Below are 18076 nucleotides of genomic sequence, written 5' to 3'. Positions count from 1 at the left end.
CCGCCGCTCCTCGATCAGCGCGCCGCGGCGCGACCGGCTTGGCGGCCCGAGAACAGGCACCCGCCGAGGAAGGTGCCCTCCAGAGCCCGGTAGCCGTGCACGCCGCCGCCGCCGAAGCCGCTCGCCTCGCCCGCGGCGAAGAGCCCCGGCACGGCGTTGCCGTCGGCATCGAGCACGCGCGCATCCAGGTCGGTCTCGATGCCGCCCAGTGACTTGCGCGTGATGACGTGGAGCTTGACCGCGACGAGCGGCCCCGCGGACCGGTCCTGCAACCGGTGCGGCGACGCGGTCCGGATGAGCTTGTCGCCTCGATACGCCCGCATCGATCGCAGCATGGCGATCTGGGCGTCCTTCGTGAAGTCGTTCTCGATCTCGCGGTCGCGCGCCACGACCTCCTGGCGCACGCGATCCGCGTCGAGCGCGTCGCCGCCCGGCAGCTCGCGCATCCGGGAGATCAGCCGGTCCAGATCTTCGTCGACGAGGAAGTCCTCACCGTGGTCGAGGAAGGCCTGAACCGGATCCGTCGGACCCTTCGCGAGACGGGACCGGACGAGCAGTGGGATGTCCTTGCCGGTCAGATCGGGGTTCTGCTCGCTGCCGGAAAGGGCGAACTCCTTCTCGACGATCTGCCGGGTCGTGACGAACCAGGAGTGGTCGTGCCCGGTTTTGCGCAGGTGCTCGAGCGTACCGAGGGTGTCGAAGCCGGGATACAGCGGCACGGGGAGGCGCTGCCCGGTCGCATCGAGCCAGAGCGAGGAGGGGCCGGGGAGGATGCGGATGCCGTGCCCGGGCCACACCGGATCCCAGTTGCGGATGCCTTCGACGTAGTGCCACATCCGGTCGCCGTTGATGAGTTTCGCGCCGGCGTCTTCGGCCACGCTCTGCATCGACCCGTCGACATAGGCGGGAACCCCCGTGAGCATGTTTCGCGGAGCCTTGCCCAGACGTCGGGGCCACGCCTTGCGCACCAGGGTGTGGTTGCCGCCGATCCCGCCGGAGGACACGATCGTCGCGCCCGCGGTGATCTCGAAGTCGCCGATAACCGTTCGCGACGACGCCACGCCGCGTTCGGCGGCGCTGGTCTCCAGCACCTCGCCGCGCGCACCGACGACCGCGCCGTCGCGCGTGACGAGCTCGGTCACGCGGTGGCGGGGCAGGATCGTGAGACGCCCCTCCTTCTCGGCCTGCTCGACGGCGGCGCGGAACGGCGCGACGACACCGGGGCCGGTGCCCCAGGTGATGTGGAACCGCGGCACCGAGTTTCCCGGGCCGAGGGCGCCGTAGCCGCCGCGCTCGGCCCATCCCACCACGGGGAAGAAGCCGACGCCGCGCTCACGCAGCCACGCGCGCTTCTCACCCGCGGCGAACTGCAGGTACGCCTCGGCCCAGCGGCGGGGCCAGGCGTCTTCTTCGCGGTCGAAGCCTGCGGTGCCGAACCAGTCCTGGCGGGCGAGCTCGATGCCGTCGCGGATGCCCATTCGCCGCTGTTCGGGGGAGTCGATGAGGAACAGTCCCCCGAACGACCACCAGGCTTGCCCGCCCAGGTTCGTGCGCGGCTCCTGGTCGACGATGATCACGCGGCGGCCCGCATTGGCCGCCTCCGCGGCGGCAACCAGACCCGCCAGCCCCCATCCGATGACGAGGATGTCTGCGGTGCGGGTGCCGGGGGAGGTGGTCATGGCGTCTCCGTCGTTCCTTCTGCCGATGCGGGGGAAGATGCCGCCGGACGCGTGGCCAGGGTGGGGCGCCCGCCTGCTTCCGCGGAATCCATGGTGTTCACCATGGCATAGGCGGCGCGCTCGAGGTAGTCCCATAGCGTGGCCTCGTGCAACGGCGACAGCTGCACTTCGTCGAGCGCCGCGCGCATGCAGCGCAGCCAGCGGTCGCGGGCGTCGGGGTCGACGCGGAAGGGCACGTGGCGCATCCGTAGACGCGGGTGTCCGCGTTGCTCGCTGTATGTGCTCGGCCCACCCCAGTACTGCTCGAGGAACATCCGCAGCCGGTCGGCGGCAGGGCCCAGGTCTTCCTCGGGGTACATCGGCTTGAGCACGGGGTCGTCGGCGACCTCGCGGTAGAACACGTCCACGAGGCGCTGGAACGTCTCGTGACCGCCGACCTCGTCGTAGAACGTCATGGCGTCTCCTCGTCCTGATCTCGCGCGGACTCACGGGTGAAGTCCGTCTCGTCGCCGGCCGTGCCCTGCTCGGGCTTGCGGCGGCGCCAGATGCCGCGGTCGGGCACGGTGGGGATGGCGGTGACCGCGGTCGGCTTCGTCGACGGCGGGTTGGCGCCCCGGACGCGCCGCGCGCCAGCGGGTCCGCTCAGCGTCACCGATGTCAGGCTCGGCAGCGGGATGCCGAGGGCCGCTACCGCGTCGCGCAGGCGCAGGCGCAGCTCCTGCGCGACATCGTCCATGGCGTTCGCGCGCGTCTTCATCACGACACGGATGACGAGGGCATCGCCGTCGATCGACTCCAGGCCCCACACCTCCGGGCCCTCGACGATGCGCGTGCGCCACTTCGGATCCTTCGCGAGCGTCTGCGCGGCGGTGAGCAGCGTCTCCTCGACGGTGGGGACGTCGGCATCCGGCGGCACGCCGAGGTCGATGATCGCGCGCGCCCAGCCCTGCGACATGTTGCCGATGCGGGTGACCTCTCCGTTGCGCACATGCCAGAGGGTGCCGTTGACGTCGCGCACCTGCGTGATGCGCACGCTCACGTATTCCACCACGCCCGAGGCGAGTCCCAGATCGACGACGTCGCCGATGCCGATCTGGTCTTCGGCCACGAGGAACATGCCGTTGAGCACGTCTTTCACGATGTTCTGAGCCCCGAAGCCGAGCCCGGCGCCGATCGCCGCGGTAAGCAGGGTGAGCGAGCCGAGCAGCTCGGGAACGTTGATCTGGATGACGGCGATGATCGCGACCACACCGAGGATGACGTTCACGATGTTCTGCAGGATGGTGCCTAGTGTGCGCGTGCGTTGCACGAGGCGCATGTCGGCCAGCGGGGAGCGCTCCAGCGCCTGCGTGTCGTCGACGCGCGCCTTCGACTTCGCGCCCGCCACGATCCGTCGCACGACACGGCGGATGACGATGCGCAGCAGGTAGGCGACGAGCACGCATGCGGCGATGGCGACGGCCGACCACAGCAGGTTCCAGCCGATGTCGACGAGACCGTCGAGAAGCTCGGACCAGGCCGCTTCGGGTGCGGCGGGGTCGACTTCGAAGGGCAGGAAGTTCATCGCTGTCGATCCTAGAACCGCGACGCACGTCGAATGCTGAGTGCGTGACACGGCCGTTGCGGGCGCGAGCGCGCTGAGGCTCTGGGCGCCGCTCAGTCCTTGTCTGCGTCGCGCGCCTGCGCCGTGAGCGCCCGCTCCACGTCGGCGAGGTTCTCGTGCACGAGGCGGCGGAGCGCCGGGGCGGCAGCGGCGTTCTCGGAGAGCCATGCGCGGGTCGCATCGCGCAACTCCGTGCTGGCGAGCGCACGCGGATACAGGCCCACGATCAGATAGTTGGCCATCTGATACGTGCGCGACTCCCAGATCGGCACGATCGCGTCGAAATAGCGCGGGATGAACTCCGGCAGCACTTCCACGCCGCCGGCCTGGCCGAAGCCGAGCGCCGCCGAGCGCAGCACCGTGTTCGATAGCGCATCGTCGTCGACGAGCGAGCTCCACGCGGTGTGCTTGGCCTCTGCCGTGGGGATCGATGCGCGCGCCTGGGCGGCGAACTCTGCGCCCTTGGCGGTGTTGTCCGCCTCCAGGGCGGCGTCGATCGCGGCGGAGTCGACGGCGCCGGCGGCGGCGAGCCCTGCCAGCAGCTGCCAGGAGAGGTCGGTGTCGATCGTCAGACCGTCGAGGACGAGCTCGCCGTCGCGGAGACGGCGGACGACATCCGCCTGCTCGGGCGTGACGATCCCGGCCGCCAACGAGGTGACGAACTGCAACTGGTTGTCGCTGCCGGCCTCGGCGTCGCGGGCGAGCTGCCACAGACCGTCGGCGACGCGGGTACGCGCCTCCGTGCGCGTCTGCGGGTCGACGTACTGCGACGCCGCGGTGTGCAGCTGCGCGAGCGTGGTGCGCACGGTGGTCGACTCGGTCTCACGACCGATGTTGCCCAGCACGAGCGAGAGGTAGTCGGACGCGGAGCTCTCCGCGTCGCGGGTCTGATCCCATGCCGCGCCCCACACGAGAGAGCGGGCGAGCGGGTCGCTGATATCGGCCAGATGAGCGATCGCCGTCTCGAGCGAGCGCTCGTCGAGACGGATCTTCGCGTAGGCGAGGTCTTGATCGTTGAGCAGCACGAGGTCGGGTCGGCGCCGTCCGTGCAGCTCGGGCACCTCGGTGCGGTCGCCGTCGACGTCGATCTCGATGCCGTGCGTGCGCACGAGCGCACCGTCCTGGAGCGAGTAGAACCCGATCCCCAGGCGGTGGGGGCGGATCGTCGGGTAGTCGGCGGGCGCGGTCTGGGTCACGGCGAAGCGCGAGATCGTGCCGTCTGCCGATTCGTCGATGACGGGGGCGAGCGTGTTCACGCCTGCGGTCTCCAGCCACTTCTTCGACCAGGTCGACAGGTCGCGTCCGCTGGTGCGCTCCAACTCGGAGAGTAGGTCGGACAGCTCGGTGTTGCCCCACGAGTGCTTCTGGAAGTACTCGGAGACGCCGGCGAAGAAGGCCTCGATGCCCACCCACGCGGCGAGCTGCTTGAGGACGGATCCGCCCTTCGCGTAGGTGATGCCGTCGAAGTTGACCTGCACATCCTCGAGGTCGTTGATCTCGGCGACGATGGGGTGCGTGGAGGGGAGCTGGTCCTGCTTGTACGCCCAGGTCTTCTCCATCGCGTTGAAGGTCGTCCATGCCTGAGTCCACTCGGTGGCCTCCGCGGTGGCGATCGTGGAGGCCCACTCGGCGAATGACTCGTTCAGCCACAGGTCGTTCCACCACTTCATGGTGACAAGGTCGCCGAACCACATGTGCGCGAGCTCGTGCAGGATCGTCACGACGCGGCGCTCCTTGACGGCGTCGGTCACCTTGCTGCGGAACACGTACGTCTCGGTGAAGGTCACCGCTCCTGCGTTCTCCATGGCGCCGGCGTTGAACTCCGGCACGAAGAGCTGGTCGTACTTGGCGAACGGGTACGGTACGCCGAACTTCTCCTCGTAGTACGCGAAGCCCTCGCGCGTCTTGTCGAAGATGTAGTCGGCGTCGAGGTGCTCCCACAGGCTCTTGCGGCCGTACACGCCGAGCGGGATCACGCGCCCGGATGCGCTCGTCAGCTCGGAGAACGTCGATTCGTACGGACCGGCGATGATCGCGGTGATGTACGAGGAGATGCGCGGGGTCGGCTCGAAGCCCCACGTGGCCACGGCACCGGTCGCGCTGCCGGAGGACGCGTCGTGCACGATCGGCTCGGGTGTGGGGGAGTTGGACACGACCTTCCACGCTGCCGGTGCGGTGATCGTGAACTGGAACGTCGCCTTCAGGTCGGGCTGCTCGAACACCGCGAACACGCGGCGCGAGTCGGGCACCTCGAATTGGGAGTACAGGTACACCTCGCCGTCGACCGGATCGACGAAACGGTGCAGTCCCTCGCCCGTGTTCGTGTAGAGGCAGTCGGCGTCGACGACGAGGGTGTTCTCGGCGGCGAGGCCGTCCAGCGCGATGCGCGACTCGGCGAACACGTGCGCCGGATCGAGGGCTTCACCGTTGAGCGTGATCTCGCGCACGTCGCGCGCGATCAGGTCGATGAAGGTCGACGAGCCGGCATCGGCGGTGAAGCGCACGACGCTGCGGGAGCCGAACACGTCGGTGCCCTTCGTGAGATCGAGCGAGATCTCGTACGACTGCGTGTCGACGATCGCGCGGCGCTCCTGCGCTTCGCTGCGGGTGAGGTTCTCTCCAGGCACTGCGGATTCTCCCATGGGGTGAGGGGGCATGCCGATCTCGGGGCTGCTGGCGCCGACGGCAACCCTGACAGCCTACGCCAGCCGAGCCCCTGCGCCACCCTCGGAGGACGCCGCCCCTTCGGCTGACGGATAGGAGAGCAATGCGACGATGGTCGGGTGACCGAGAACGCTCGCCCTTCTTCCGCCGATGACTCCGCCGTCGCCGTGACGGTTCCGTACGCGTCCGCCCCTGCGCGGTCCGGCCCCGAGCATGTCGAGGTGCCCGTCGCCTACGACGCCGTGGTGCTCGCGAGCTTCGGCGGCCCCGAGGGGCAGGACGACGTCATCCCGTTCCTGCGCAACGTGACGCGCGGCCGCGGGATCCCGGATGAACGCCTCGAGGAGGTCGCCCATCACTACCGGCACTTCGGCGGGATCAGCCCGATCAACGAGCAGAACCGTGCGCTCAAGGGGGCGCTGGAGGCCGAGATCGCGCAGCGGGGGCTCGGTCTGCCGCTCTACTGGGGCAACCGCAACTGGGGGCCGTATCTGCACGAGGCCTTCGCCCAGGCGGTCGCCGACGGGCACCGCACCCTGCTGGTGCTGGCCACGAGTGCGTACAGCTCGTACTCCAGCGACCGGCAGTACCGCGAAGACATCGTGAACGCGATCGAGCAGGCGGGGCTGCAGGAGCAGGTCACGGCCGACAAGGTCCGGCTCTTCTTCGATCACCCCGGATTCGTCGCGCCCTTCCAGGAGGGGGTCGATATCGCGGTGCGCACGCTCCTCGACGATGGGCTCGCCGCCGCCGAGATCGCGGTGCTCTTCGCCACGCACAGCATCCCCACCGGCGACGCGGAGCGCTCCGGTCCGCGCGATGTCGACTGGGGTCCCGGCGGCGCGTACCAGGCTCAGCATGAGGCGGTCGCGGCGCACGTCATGACCGCGCTGGGCGATGCGGTGCCGGCGGCGGCAGGCGTGCCGTGGGAGCTTGTGTTCCAGTCGCGCTCCGGGCCGCCCACCCAGCCCTGGCTCGAGCCCGACGTGAACGACGTCATCCGCGAGCTTCCCGGCCGAGGCGTGCGCGCGGTCGTCGTGGTGCCCCTGGGCTTCGTGAGCGACCACATGGAGGTGCTGTGGGACCTCGACACCGAGGCGCAGGAGACGGCCGAGGAGGCGGGGCTGCGGATGATCCGCACGCCCACGCCCGGCACGCACCCCGCCTTCGTCTCGGGGCTCGTCGACCTCGTCGAGGAGCGTCTGCACGGCACCCCGGCCGCGGAGCGCCCGCACCTGACCGATCTGGGGCCCTGGTACGACGTCGCGCGCCCGGGGGACTGCGAGAACGCCCGTCTCGGCTTCCGACCGGCCGCCGCGGGCATCCTGCCGTAGCGCGTCTGCGGCGCTCCCTAGGATGGACGACATGCGCATTCACCTGGCCACGGATCACGCCGGACTCGAGTTCTCCACGCAGCTGCAGACGCATCTGTCCGCCGCAGGGCACGAGGTGATCGACCACGGTCCGCTCGAGTACGACGCCGTCGACGATTACCCCTCGTTCTGCATCCGCGCCGCGCAGGCCGTGACCGCCGACCAGCGCGCGGGCGTCACGGCGCTGGGCATCGTGTTCGGCGGTTCAGGCAACGGCGAGCAGATCGCGGCGAACAAGGTGGAGGGCATCCGCGCCGCCCTGGTCTGGAGCATCGCGACTGCGGAGCTTGCCCGGGAGCACAATGATGCGAACGTCATCGCGATCGGTGCGCGCCAGCACACGTTCGACGAGGTGACCTCGTTCATCGACACGTTCATCGCCACGCCGTTCAGCGGAGACGAGCGCCACGTGAGACGCATCGGGCAGATCGCCGACTTCGAACGCGACGGCTCGCTGTTGCCCGACCCGCGCGCCTGACATGCCCGAGGGTCACTCCGTCCACCGCATCGCGCGCCAGTTCGCGCGCAACTTCGTCGGCAAGCCCGTCGCCTCCTCGAGCCCGCAGGGGCGCTTCGCCGAGGGCGCGGCGCTGCTGAACGGCCGCACGGTCGACAGCGTGCAGGCGGTGGGAAAGCAGATGTTCCTCGAGGCCGAAGGCGACCTCTGGCTGCGTGTGCACCTCGGCCTGTACGGCGCGTGGGACTTCTCGGGCGAGATCCTCGTCGATCCCACGATCGCCTCGGCGAACGGACGCATGGGTCAGACGAATCAGCGCGGCACCGATCTCGGCGACCCGATCCTCGACGTCGCGGGCGAGAACTCCCTGGCCTCTATCGGCGCACCGCGCAAGACCCGCGTGCACGTGCGGATGTCTGAGCAGACGAAAGGGCTCGCCGATGAGGGCGAACCCGGGTCCGAGGAGTGGCCGCCGCCCGTGGTCGGGCAGGTGCGGCTGCGTCTGCTCACGGACGCGACCTGTGCCGACCTGCGCGGGCCCACCGCCTGCGAGCTGCAGACGCCGGATGAGATGCTCGCCACCGTCGCCAAGCTCGGGCCCGATCCGCTCGTCGGCGACCCGGACGAGGGCGAGGAGCGCTTTGTCGCTGCCGTGCGCCGCCGGGGTGTGGCGATCGCTCTGCTGCTCATGGATCAGTCGGTTGTGAGCGGCATCGGCAACGTCTACCGCGCCGAGATGCTCTTCCGCGCCCGGCTCAACCCGCACACCCCCGGCAAGGCCGTACCCGAAGACGTCGTGCGCAGCCTCTGGCAGGACTGGGTGCGCTTGCTGGCGATCGGCGTGGAGACCGGTCAGATGATGACCATGGACGATCTCTCGCCCGAGCAGTACCGTGCGGCCATGGCCCATCGCGACGACCGGCACTGGGTGTACCACCGCGCGGGCCTGCCATGCCGGGTGTGCGGCACCGACATCGTGCTCGAGGAGCTCGGTGCGCGCAAGCTCTACTGGTGCCCGCGCTGCCAAGCCTGAATCGCGTGCGGGGGAGCACTTCGGCGGGGGCCGGCTCGCACGCGGAGCCATAGGCTGAGGCCATGCGTCAGAATCCCAGTTTCGCGATGACCGACGTCACAGAACTCCGTCGACTGATCGCCGCGCATCCCTGGGCGACGCTCGTCGGCCGCGATGCCGAGGGGCCCACCGCGTCGCATTACGCCGTGATGCTCGATCCCGACCGCGACGACCTCACGATCGTGGCCCACGTCGGTCGGCCCGACGACCTCGTGCTGGGCCTTGGTCAGGGCGAGCTGCTGGTGATTTTCCAGGGGCCGCACGGGTACATCTCGCCCGGCTGGTACGGCGATGTCGCGGCCGTACCGACCTGGAACTACGTCGCCGTGCACCTCTCCGGAACACCCGAGATCCTCGACACGGAAGAGAACCTGCGCGTGCTCGACGACCTCGTCGCCCACTTCGAGAGCGTGCGCGACGACCCGCGCGGCATGTGGACTCCGCCGAACGATGAGGCCTTCGTGCGCCGGCTCGAGGCGGGGACGGTGGGCTTCCGACTCACGCCAACCCGCATCGTGGCCAAGCGCAAGCTCAGCCAGAACAAGCCCGACGACGTCATCGAGAACGTGATCGCCGAACTGCGGGGCGACGGGGTGTACGCCCAACCGGACCTCGCGGCGGAGATGCGCCGCGCCCACGACGCCCGACTCGCCGCGCGTCAGGACGCCGACGCGTGACGACGGTCTCCGCGATCCGCGCCGTGCGGATCGCCACCGACGATCGTCGGCTGCTCCCCGTCGACGGTCCCGTCGATGTCCTGATCGACAAGGGTCATATCGTCGACGTCGCGCCGGCGGGCGCGCTGCGGCTGCGCGGAGAGGTTCTGGACGGCGACGGAGCCTGGCTCATCCCGGGGCTGTGGGATCACCACGTGCATGCGGTGCAGTGGGCGCTCGCCGCCGATCGCATACCCCTCGGCGACTCCGGTTCGGCCGCAGAGTCCGCTCATCGGATGGCGACGGCACCCGTGCTCGACGACGGGCGACGGGTAGGCACGGGGTTCCGCGCGGTGCGCTGGGCGGACGCTCCCGATCTCGCCCTGCTCGATCGCTTCACCGGCGAGACGCCGACGTATCTCATCAACGCCGATGTGCACAGCGTGTGGTTGAACTCCGCCGCCTTCCGACGGGAAGGGTTCGCCCCGCAGCACGACGGCCTGCTGCGCGAAGAAGACGCGTTCGAGATCTCGCGGCGCCTCAACGCGGTGGATCCGCAGGCAGCCGACCTCGCCGTCATCCAGGCGGGGCGGCGGGCCGCCGCCCGCGGCGTCGTCGGGGTCGTCGACTTCGACATGGCGTGGAACGCCGAGGCATGGCGGCGCCGACTCGCCGTCGGCTTCGACGCGCACCGGGTGAAGTTCGGCGTGTATCCCGACGACCTCGAGCGTGCGATCGCCGAGGGGCTCGCGACGGGGGAGCCGGTCGGCGACGACCCGCACGGGCTCGTCCGCACGGGGGCGCTCAAGGTCATCAGCGATGGGTCGCTCGGCACGCGAACCGCGGCCTGCTCGCACGCCTACGCCGACGATGAGCGCAATCGAGGCGTGCTGTCGGTGCCGCCCGACGAGCTGCGAGAACTGCTGACACGGGCGACGGGGGCCGGGTTCGCCTCCGCCGTGCACGCGATCGGAGACGTGGCGCTGTCGGCCGCGCTCGACATGTTCGCCGCCACGGGCGCGTGGGGCACGATCGAGCACGCACAGCTCATCCGCCACGCCGATGTGGCGCGCCTGTCCCGGCTCGGCGTCGCGGTGAGCGTGCAACCTCGGCACGCGATCGACGACAGGGATGCGGCCGACGAACTATGGGCCTCGCAGACGTCGATGATCTACCCGCTGGCCACGCTGCACCGCGCCGGAGCGGTCCTGCGGTTCGGATCGGACGCGCCGGTCGCGCCCCTGGATCCGTGGCGCACGATCGCGGCCGCCGTGCACCGCACCGATGACACGCGCGCCGCCTGGCATGCCGAAGAAGCCGTCGATCTGGATGTGGCGATGGCGGCCAGCACGCGAAACGGCACGGGAGGCGACACGATCATCGCGCCCGGCGCCGTCGCCGACCTCGCCCTGATCGGCAGGGATCCGCGACAGACGGATGCCGAGGGGCTGCGGACCATGCCGGTGCACGCCACCCTCGTCGCCGGGCGCATCACTCATCGCGCCTGACGCGACTCAGCGCCTGTGCGGCTCGACGCTTCCACGACTCAGCTCTTGCACGACTCAGCGCTTGCATGACTCAGCGCTTCCATGATGAAGGGCACCGCCCGGCGTGTGCCGGGGCGATGCCCTCCGCTGATACGACGCGAGGTGTCAGGCAGCAACGTGCGAGACGAGGAACCAGCGGTCCTTCTCGAGGCCGCGCATGATCTCGATCGCGACGTCCTGGCTGGTGAGGTCGATCTCGTCGAGGCCGTCGATCGCGGCCTTGATGTCGACGAGGATCGCGTCGATGTCGGCGATCACCGCGCGCACGAGGTCGTCCGACTTCGTGAAGCCTGCGGGAACCGCGGTGGCCGAGGCCTTCTTCGCGACGGTCTCCAGACGCGCGTCGATCGGCAGTCCGAGAGCGACGATCCGCTCGGCGGCGGTGTCGGCGAAGTCGCCGGCGTGTGCGACGATTGTGTCGAGCAGCTCGTGGACGCCGACGAAGTTCGCGCCGCGGACGTGCCAGTGCGCCTGCTTGCCATTGATGGTGAGGGCCTGCAATCCGTGGACGACCGGGGTGAGGAACTGGGCGGCGCCGGCGGCGACGGTCGGGTCGCTGGCGGTCGTGGGGATGGTTTCAGCCTTGCTCATGAGAATCTCCTCCGGTGGTTTTCTGGCTCGCTGTCAAAGTCAACGCTACTCCTGCCAGATTGTTCCGCAAGCAAGCTGAGGCATGGCTAAGTCGCAGGTCAGGGGCAAGTTCGGCAAGGCGGCCCTCACTGCGAAGCGCGGAGCGGTGTCCGTGCCGATCCGAGGTCCGGGAGCGATCCGCGTTACGGTCTTCTGGTGACCACAGCAGGATCGAGATCCCGTTCCGACCTCCGCCGGAACCGCACCCGTTCTCCAGAGCACGCCGCCGCGTCGCGCTTCATCCCGCATGTGCAGGGGCTGCGGGCGATCGCCGTGCTCTTCGTGGTGCTGTACCACTTCTGGCCGGGGCGCCTCACCGGGGGCTACGTGGGCGTGGACATCTTCTTCGTCATCTCCGGCTTCCTCATCACGGGCCACCTCGCGCGCGAGCTCTCCTCGACCGGACGGGTGCAGCTGGGGCAGTTCTGGGCACGCCGGGCCCGGCGACTGCTGCCGGCCTCGCTGCTCGTGCTGCTGTTCTGCGCGATCGTCGTCTCGACGCCGTACCTCATGCCCACCTCGGCTCTTCCCGGCGAGTTGAAGGAGATCGTCGCCTCGACGTTCTACGTCGAGAACTGGTACCTGGCGATCGACTCCGCCGACTATCTCGCGCACTCGGGCGACCCCACGACGGTGCAGCATTACTGGTCGCTGTCGCTGGAGGAGCAGTTCTACGTGCTCTGGCCGCTCATCATGCTGCTGGCGGCATGGATCGCGGTGAAGTGGTTCCGGGGCAGCCGGCTGCGGGCCGCGGCCATCGCCATCGGCGTCGTCTCGGTCGCCTCCTTCATCTTCTGCGTGGTCTTCACCCTGACCAATCCGGCACCGGCCTACTTCGTCACCTTCGGGCGGATGTGGCAGTTCGGCGTGGGTGCACTCATCGCTCTGGTTCCGCGCTTGCGGATCACGAACGCGCTCGCGAGCTTCGTGCTGGGCTGGGCGGGCATCCTCGCCCTCCTGTACACCGCGGTCACCTTCGACGGGCAGACGCCGTTCCCGGGCTTCGCCGCCGCGCTGCCGACGCTGGGAGCGGCCGCCGTCATCGCCGCATCGAACACCGATCGCTGGTGGTACCCCACGCGGTTGCTCGCCCTCCGGCCGATGCGCTTCACGGGCGACATCTCCTACAGCCTGTATCTCTGGCACTGGCCGCTGATCATCATCGCGCCCTCGGTGCCGTTCTGGGGCCTGACGATCTATCACCGCATCTCCCTGCTCGTGCTGTGCTTCGTGCTGGCCTGGCTCACCAAGCGATTCGTGGAAGACCCGTCGCGGCACTGGAGCGTGCTCACCTCGCGCCCGCCGAGAGTCACGCTCTGGTCGTCGCTGGCGGCAATGGTGGTCGTGGCCGCCGTCGCCGGCGGAGGCTGGCTCGCGAACGCCTCGTCGTATCAGCAGGGCGTGCAGGCCATCCAGCAGCTGCGTGCCGATCCTCCCGAGTGCTTCGGCGCGGCATCCGTGCTCGACGACGCATGCACGGGCACGGAGAACGACGGTACGATTCTGCCCGCCCCGGGCTTCGCCGGCGTCGACAGTCCGGAAGACACCGAGTGCTTCGTGCAGCTGAACGACGCGCGTCCGGTCTCGTGCGAGTTCGGCTCGAAGACGGCGGATGCGAGGCAGGTCGCGCTCATCGGCGACAGCCACGGGTTCCAGCTGCTGACGACGTTCCAGGCGATCGCCGAGCGCGAGGGTTGGCACCTGACGACGTTCTTCAAGGGCGCCTGCCCGTGGAGCACGACGGCGCTGTCGACGGGCGGTGCGTTCGGCGCCGCGTGCGAGCAGTGGCGCACGGCGGTGGCCGTGGAGCTCGACAAGCGCGACTTCGACGTCGTCTTCACCTCGGCGCTGGCCACGACCGGGTACGACGCGAGTGGCTTCGACTCCGAGCACGCGGCGGCCGTCGCCGGCTATCAGGAGGCGTGGGGCACGATGATCGACCGCGGCACCCCCGTTGTGACGGTCATCGACAATCCGGTGTGGGAGACCGATCCGAACAAATGCCTGCGCACTCGCGATGCCGGCACGTGCACCGGCGCCAGGGATGACGTGCTCGTCGAGGACGACCCGCTGCGTGACGCAGCCAAGATGGACGGGGTGACGCTGCTAGATTTCACCGACGTCTACTGCGATGAGACCACGTGCTCACCGGTGGTCGGCGGGGCGAACCTCTACCGCGACCAGGACCACCTGACGGTGACGTTCACCGACACCCTCGCCCCGCAGTACACCCGGGCGCTCAAGGAGGCGATGGGCCTGGCGGGTTGAGGGGAGGAGCGCGGGTGGCGCCGCGCATTATTGTCGAGACATGAGCAATGACGCATCCGTCCTCTCCCTGCCCGGCCTTGAGCCGCGCCTTCACGAGTCGGCCTTCCTCGCCGCAGGTGCCCGCGTCGTGGGGGCGGTGACCCTCGGCGAGGGCAGCAGCGTCTGGTACAACGCGGTGCTGCGCGCCGACTCGGATGCGATCACGATCGGCTCGGGCAGCAATGTGCAGGACAACGTGTCGGTGCACGTTGACCGCGGACACCCGGTGCGCATCGGCAAGGATGTGTCGATCGGGCACAATGCGGTGGTGCACGGCTGCACGATCGGCGATGGATCGCTCATCGGCATGGGAGCGGTCGTGCTCTCGGGTGCCGTCATCGGCGCCGAATGCCTCATCGCCGGCGGTGCGGTCGTGATGTCGGGCGCGGAGATCCCCGACGGATCGCTCGTGGCCGGGGTGCCGGCGAAGGTGCGGCGCGAGCTCAGCGACTCCGAGCGCGCGGGGCTCCGCGAGAATGCGCAGGTCTACCGCCGTCACACCCGGACCCATCGCGAGGCGACGGCGGGCTGAGCCCGCGGCGCCCGGTAGGCTCGAAAGTCCGGGGCGGTGGCCAAGCTGGTCAAGGCAGTGAGCTCATAACTCAACGATCGCGGGTTCAAGTCCCGCCCGCCCCACCAATCGTTCTCAGCGTATGCGGCGGTCGGCGGCGAGGTCGAGCAGGTGCCCGAGCACCTGTCCGGCCCGCAGCCCGTTGTGCTCGTGCTCACTGGTCACCCAGAGCCGTACGTCGGGTAGGAGCGCCGCCGTCTCCAACGAGTACTCCAGCGGCACGTATACGTCGTTGACGTACACGGCCGCGGCACCGCGCGCCCCGGAGGAAGAAAGTGCGTCGGCGTCGTACAGACGCGGCCATTCGTGCTCGGCGAGCCGCAGGGCGACCTCGCCCCACGGCTGCAGGGCGGGCACCGTCTGCGTCCATTCGCGACGGATGTGCTCGCCGGTGAACAGGGTCGGATCGTCGCGGAAATCCTGGGGCTCCACGCGCTCGGCCGACCACCGTGTGGCGTGCCCGTTGGCGTAGCTGGACTCGTGGAAGGCGAAGTACAGCGGATTGCGGCCGCCGAAGGGCATCGCGGCGGCGAGGTCGTGCCGGAACGCATTCGACCGCGGATCCTGCTCCATGAGCGACCACACGGTCTGCCAGCCGTCGTTCATGCCCAGGGCTGATCCCGCCGACCGCAGACGCGAGACCGAGACGACTTCGCCTCGGGGGAGCACCAGATCGCCGGCGGCGGCGAGCTCGACGAGGCGCCGCATCCGCTCCCGGTGCTCGGGGAAGCGCCGGTAGTAGCGCTCGGAGGCATCGCGCATCTTGTCGTAGCAGAGCGCGTACACCTCGTCGGGCGTGCGGGTGACGGTGCTGAGCCCGCCGGTGATGAACACACGGTCGAGGGAGTCGGGGAACGCGGTGAGGTACGCGAGCGACGTGAAGCCGCCGAACGACTGCCCGAGCAGGTTCCACTGCGCGGCACCCAGATGCTCGCGCAGTGCCTCGGCATCGCGCACGATCGCGTCGGCCCGCAGGTGGGTCAGATGCTCGGCCGTCGCCTCGGCGCCGCGCTCGGCGAGGTCGAGATCGCCGACCGGTGTCGACCGTCCGGTACCGCGCTGATCGAGCATGACCACGCGGTGATGTGCAAGCGCGGTGTCGAGCCAGGACGGCGCCGTGGGGGAGTGGAACGGGCGCGGGGCCTCGTTGCCCGGTCCGCCCTGGAGATAGACGAGGTAGGGGAGATCCTCGCCGCCCTCGCGGTAGACCACGGCGGCGAAGACGTCGATGGTGCGGGTGTCGGCGTCGTCGCCCCAGACGAGGGGAACGGTGAGCGCGTGCTCCTCGAGCGTCAGGTCCAGCATCCGGCGCACGCGGGTCGTCGCATCGCTCATGGTCACATCACGTTCCCGATGTAGGAATACTTCACGAACACCTCGGCGGCGATCCCCGACTCCTCCAGAACGCCCTGCAGGGCGTTCATCATGTAGTTCGAGTCCCAGCCCATGTAGAGGAAGGCGTCATCGGCGAGCGCATCCCACTGCCCTTTCCACGACATCCGGTCGTAGAGCGGTCCGTTGTGGGCGGCGCTGTAGGCCAGCGCGGCCCGGCGGTCGTCGGTCCAGGCCCGGCGGAAGACGCGGTTGAACAGGGCGCGGACGTCTTTGACCTCCCAGTGCTCGCCCCGGTACTCGACGTAGTCGAACTCGCGGTCCCAGCCGGCCGGCCACCCCCGCCGGCGTACGGCGTCGAGTACGGGGGTCAGTCCGTCATCGTCGATCTCGGGCATCGGCGGACGGGCCCAGATGTGCAGCAGGTCGGCCGTGAGCCGCACCGTGCGCTGCGAGATCGCCGCGGTTCCCCAGGATCGTGCATCGGCGAGCGCGCGCGTCGCGGGGACAGCGCTGCGCGAGTACGCGTCGGCGACCTTGTTGGGGAACGACGAGCCGAAGGCGCGCTCGGCGAGCGCGGGCTCGAGCAGCGTGAGGTTGCCGAGGGTCGGGGCCAGCGCGCGGTGGCTGTTCTGCTCGTCTTCCGTGTGCTCGCTCCAACGGCGCGATCCGTCGCCCGACCACGCGTCGCCGGGGATCTGCGGCACGATGTGCTCGACGTCGTACTCGGAGGGGTCGTCGACGCCCTCGAGGCGACCCAGGACGTACGCGGCATGGGGGAGTTCGACGTATTTCAGCACGGCGCTCACGCGCTCGTCCGACGGCGTCACGCGGGCGAAGGCGCGCATCAAGGCCTCGCGCCCCTCGGCTCTGGCCCGGCACAGCCGCGCGATCAACCGCTCGGTGGGCAGGCCCACGAGAGCGCGCCGCAGATACAGCGCCTGCAGCCACTCGAGCGTCTCGATGAGCTCGTCGCGGGGGATCAGGCCGCGTGCGTGCTCGCTGTACACGCTCATCGCCAGCGGGAAGGCAGCCTTGCCGAAGGTGCTGAGATGCTCGAGCTGGCGGCGTAGCTCGTCGTCGGGCTCGAGCGAGGGATCGAGCAGGATGCCGTAGATCTGCGCGTAGTGCCGCCAGATCTCGGCGTGCTGCTGCAGATGCTCCGCATCCACGCGCGGGAAGGACTGCCGGAAGGCGCTGTACACGCCGTGCTCACCGGCCGCAGCCACCTCGCGGCCGGTGACCATGACGAGGAACTGCCGCCAGAACGCACCGATCGTCTCGCCCGTGTGCTGTTCGATCGGCAGCCAGAAGCGCTCTTCGACGTCGAGCTGCTCGGAATGGGTGAGTCCCATGAGGATGTAGTTGTGGATGAGCTCGTGATCGCGCAGCGGCTCGCCCGTGGAGTTCAGGCTCTCGAAGATCTGCTGCGCGTTGGCCTCGGCGCCTAGCGTGATCGACACGTGCTCGAGCCGGCGCAGGCCCTGCCAGATGCTGGGTGCCTCGTCGGCCTGCACCTGGCTGCGGAAGAAGGCGTAGTTGTCATCGAAGCGGGATTCGCGCTCGGCGTCGTCGCGGCGATCGAGCACGACGGTCTCGTACAGCTCGGCCCACGCGTCGTGCGGGCGCAGCCTGGTGCGGGTCGGATCGTCCGACCGCACGAGCACGCGCTCCAGCTCGGCGGCCATCGCCGGATCCGAGTCGCGCACGGCATGGTGCAGGGCGGCGACGAGGAGCATGAGCGTCGTGATGCGCTGCTGTCCGTCGATGAGGATCAGGTCGGTTTCGGAGGAATCTTGCGCGGAGAGGATCGAGCCGATGAAATGCCGGTGCGTGTCGTTCTGTGCGGCCACGGCACGGACGTCGGCGAGGAGACGCTCGCAGCCCCCGATATCCCACCGGTACTGGCGCTGATAGACGGGGACGACGATTGCGGTGTCCGGGGCGGACAGCCAGTCGATCGTGTTGACGGCGATCGCTTCGACATTCGTGCCCGTTGCCATATCCTCGCTCGTGCTCCTCGCCTCTGGCGTGCTCGCTGGGCAGGGTCCTGCCGTGAACGAGTCTAATCGCGGGGGTCTGCACACGCCGTGCTCACAGGCGCTCGAGGAGTGTCGGATCGCGCTGTTAGGCTTGCCTTATCAGGGCGTGTTAAAACGTGCTCGCCCCCGATGAAAGGACATGA

The 18076-nt window shown here is 69.4% G+C and carries 14 protein-coding genes and 1 tRNA gene; 8 read left to right on the top strand and 7 right to left on the bottom strand.

Features of this window, described 5'->3' with window-relative positions:
* Positions 1–14: 14 nt before the first annotated feature.
* From BKA02_RS13320 to pepN, 4 genes are all read right to left on the bottom strand, one after another.
* On the bottom strand, positions 15–1679 hold the full coding sequence (locus BKA02_RS13320; RefSeq protein ID WP_179434742.1) for an FAD-binding dehydrogenase: 1665 nt from the start codon (positions 1677–1679) through the stop codon (positions 15–17).
* Positions 1676–2134 (bottom strand): globin, encoded by a 459-nt coding sequence (locus BKA02_RS13315; RefSeq protein WP_179434740.1) that lies wholly within the window; start codon positions 2132–2134, stop codon positions 1676–1678. The genes BKA02_RS13320 and BKA02_RS13315 overlap by 4 nt, the downstream gene beginning before the upstream one ends.
* Entirely contained in the window at positions 2131–3243 is a 1113-nt protein-coding gene (locus tag BKA02_RS13310; RefSeq protein WP_179434738.1) for a mechanosensitive ion channel family protein, read from the bottom strand. The genes BKA02_RS13315 and BKA02_RS13310 overlap by 4 nt, the downstream gene beginning before the upstream one ends.
* 92 nt (positions 3244–3335) lie before the next feature.
* Positions 3336–5909, bottom strand: a complete 2574-nt coding sequence (pepN, locus tag BKA02_RS13305; protein ID WP_179434736.1) for an aminopeptidase N — start codon at positions 5907–5909, stop codon at positions 3336–3338.
* Positions 5910–6065: 156 nt separating this feature from the next.
* Here pepN and BKA02_RS13300 point away from each other — a divergent pair, with 156 nt between their 5' ends.
* The 5 genes from BKA02_RS13300 to BKA02_RS13280 all read left to right on the top strand — a co-directional run bounded on the left by BKA02_RS13300 (position 6066) and on the right by BKA02_RS13280 (position 11012).
* A complete protein-coding gene (locus BKA02_RS13300) occupies positions 6066–7280 on the top strand; it encodes a ferrochelatase (protein WP_370467885.1) in 1215 nt (404 codons plus the stop codon).
* A 31-nt stretch (positions 7281–7311) separates the two neighbouring features.
* Positions 7312–7797, top strand: a complete 486-nt coding sequence (locus BKA02_RS13295; RefSeq protein ID WP_179434734.1) for a ribose-5-phosphate isomerase — start codon at positions 7312–7314, stop codon at positions 7795–7797.
* A gap of 1 nt (position 7798) precedes the next feature.
* Positions 7799–8809 (top strand): Fpg/Nei family DNA glycosylase, encoded by a 1011-nt coding sequence (locus BKA02_RS13290; protein ID WP_179434732.1) that lies wholly within the window; start codon positions 7799–7801, stop codon positions 8807–8809.
* 62 nt (positions 8810–8871) lie between these two features.
* Complete coding sequence (locus BKA02_RS13285; RefSeq protein ID WP_179434730.1) at positions 8872–9525, top strand: FMN-binding negative transcriptional regulator; 654 nt, start codon at positions 8872–8874, stop codon at positions 9523–9525.
* Positions 9522–11012 (top strand): amidohydrolase, encoded by a 1491-nt coding sequence (locus BKA02_RS13280; RefSeq protein WP_179434728.1) that lies wholly within the window; start codon positions 9522–9524, stop codon positions 11010–11012. The genes BKA02_RS13285 and BKA02_RS13280 overlap by 4 nt, the downstream gene beginning before the upstream one ends.
* 144 nt (positions 11013–11156) lie before the next feature.
* On the opposite strand, the gene BKA02_RS13275 is transcribed toward BKA02_RS13280, so the two are convergent.
* Positions 11157–11642, bottom strand: coding sequence for a Dps family protein (locus BKA02_RS13275; protein WP_179434726.1), 486 nt, complete (start codon positions 11640–11642; stop codon positions 11157–11159).
* A 195-nt stretch (positions 11643–11837) separates the two neighbouring features.
* Between BKA02_RS13275 and BKA02_RS13270 the strand changes: the two genes are divergently transcribed.
* The 3 genes from BKA02_RS13270 (at position 11838) to BKA02_RS13260 (ending at position 14627) form a co-directional block, all read left to right on the top strand.
* On the top strand, positions 11838–13949 hold the full coding sequence (locus BKA02_RS13270) for an acyltransferase family protein (protein ID WP_343045423.1): 2112 nt from the start codon (positions 11838–11840) through the stop codon (positions 13947–13949).
* Between the two features lie 40 nt (positions 13950–13989).
* Entirely contained in the window at positions 13990–14520 is a 531-nt protein-coding gene (locus tag BKA02_RS13265) for a gamma carbonic anhydrase family protein (protein WP_179434724.1), read from the top strand.
* A 30-nt stretch (positions 14521–14550) separates the two neighbouring features.
* Positions 14551–14627, top strand: a tRNA-Ile gene (locus BKA02_RS13260).
* Between the two features lie 7 nt (positions 14628–14634).
* Here BKA02_RS13260 and BKA02_RS13255 read toward each other — a convergent pair.
* Positions 14635–15894, bottom strand: a complete 1260-nt coding sequence (locus BKA02_RS13255; protein WP_179434722.1) for an alpha/beta fold hydrolase — start codon at positions 15892–15894, stop codon at positions 14635–14637.
* A 2-nt stretch (positions 15895–15896) separates the two neighbouring features.
* Complete coding sequence (locus BKA02_RS13250; protein WP_179434720.1) at positions 15897–17894, bottom strand: DUF262 domain-containing protein; 1998 nt, start codon at positions 17892–17894, stop codon at positions 15897–15899.
* Positions 17895–18076 lie beyond the last annotated feature (182 nt).

Origin of the sequence: Microbacterium pseudoresistens (genome assembly GCF_013409745.1) — a bacterium.
In the GTDB taxonomy this organism is placed as follows: domain Bacteria; phylum Actinomycetota; class Actinomycetes; order Actinomycetales; family Microbacteriaceae; genus Microbacterium; species Microbacterium pseudoresistens.
Note: the sequence above shows the minus strand (reverse complement) of the source record. Positions and strands in the feature narration are given on the sequence as shown.

Excerpts from the sequence above, each read along its gene's own strand:
- BKA02_RS13320 (WP_179434742.1), bottom strand. The coding sequence starts at position 1,679 with ATGACCACCTCCCCCGGCACCCGCACCGCAGACATCCTCGTCATCGGA.
- BKA02_RS13315 (WP_179434740.1), bottom strand. The coding sequence starts at position 2,134 with ATGACGTTCTACGACGAGGTCGGCGGTCACGAGACGTTCCAGCGCCTC.
- BKA02_RS13310 (WP_179434738.1), bottom strand. The coding sequence starts at position 3,243 with ATGAACTTCCTGCCCTTCGAAGTCGACCCCGCCGCACCCGAAGCGGCC.
- BKA02_RS13295 (WP_179434734.1), top strand. The coding sequence starts at position 7,312 with ATGCGCATTCACCTGGCCACGGATCACGCCGGACTCGAGTTCTCCACG.
- BKA02_RS13290 (WP_179434732.1), top strand. The coding sequence starts at position 7,799 with ATGCCCGAGGGTCACTCCGTCCACCGCATCGCGCGCCAGTTCGCGCGC.
- BKA02_RS13285 (WP_179434730.1), top strand. The coding sequence starts at position 8,872 with ATGCGTCAGAATCCCAGTTTCGCGATGACCGACGTCACAGAACTCCGT.
- BKA02_RS13275 (WP_179434726.1), bottom strand. The coding sequence starts at position 11,642 with ATGAGCAAGGCTGAAACCATCCCCACGACCGCCAGCGACCCGACCGTC.
- BKA02_RS13265 (WP_179434724.1), top strand. The coding sequence starts at position 13,990 with ATGAGCAATGACGCATCCGTCCTCTCCCTGCCCGGCCTTGAGCCGCGC.
- BKA02_RS13255 (WP_179434722.1), bottom strand. The coding sequence starts at position 15,894 with ATGAGCGATGCGACGACCCGCGTGCGCCGGATGCTGGACCTGACGCTC.
- BKA02_RS13250 (WP_179434720.1), bottom strand. The coding sequence starts at position 17,894 with ATGGCAACGGGCACGAATGTCGAAGCGATCGCCGTCAACACGATCGAC.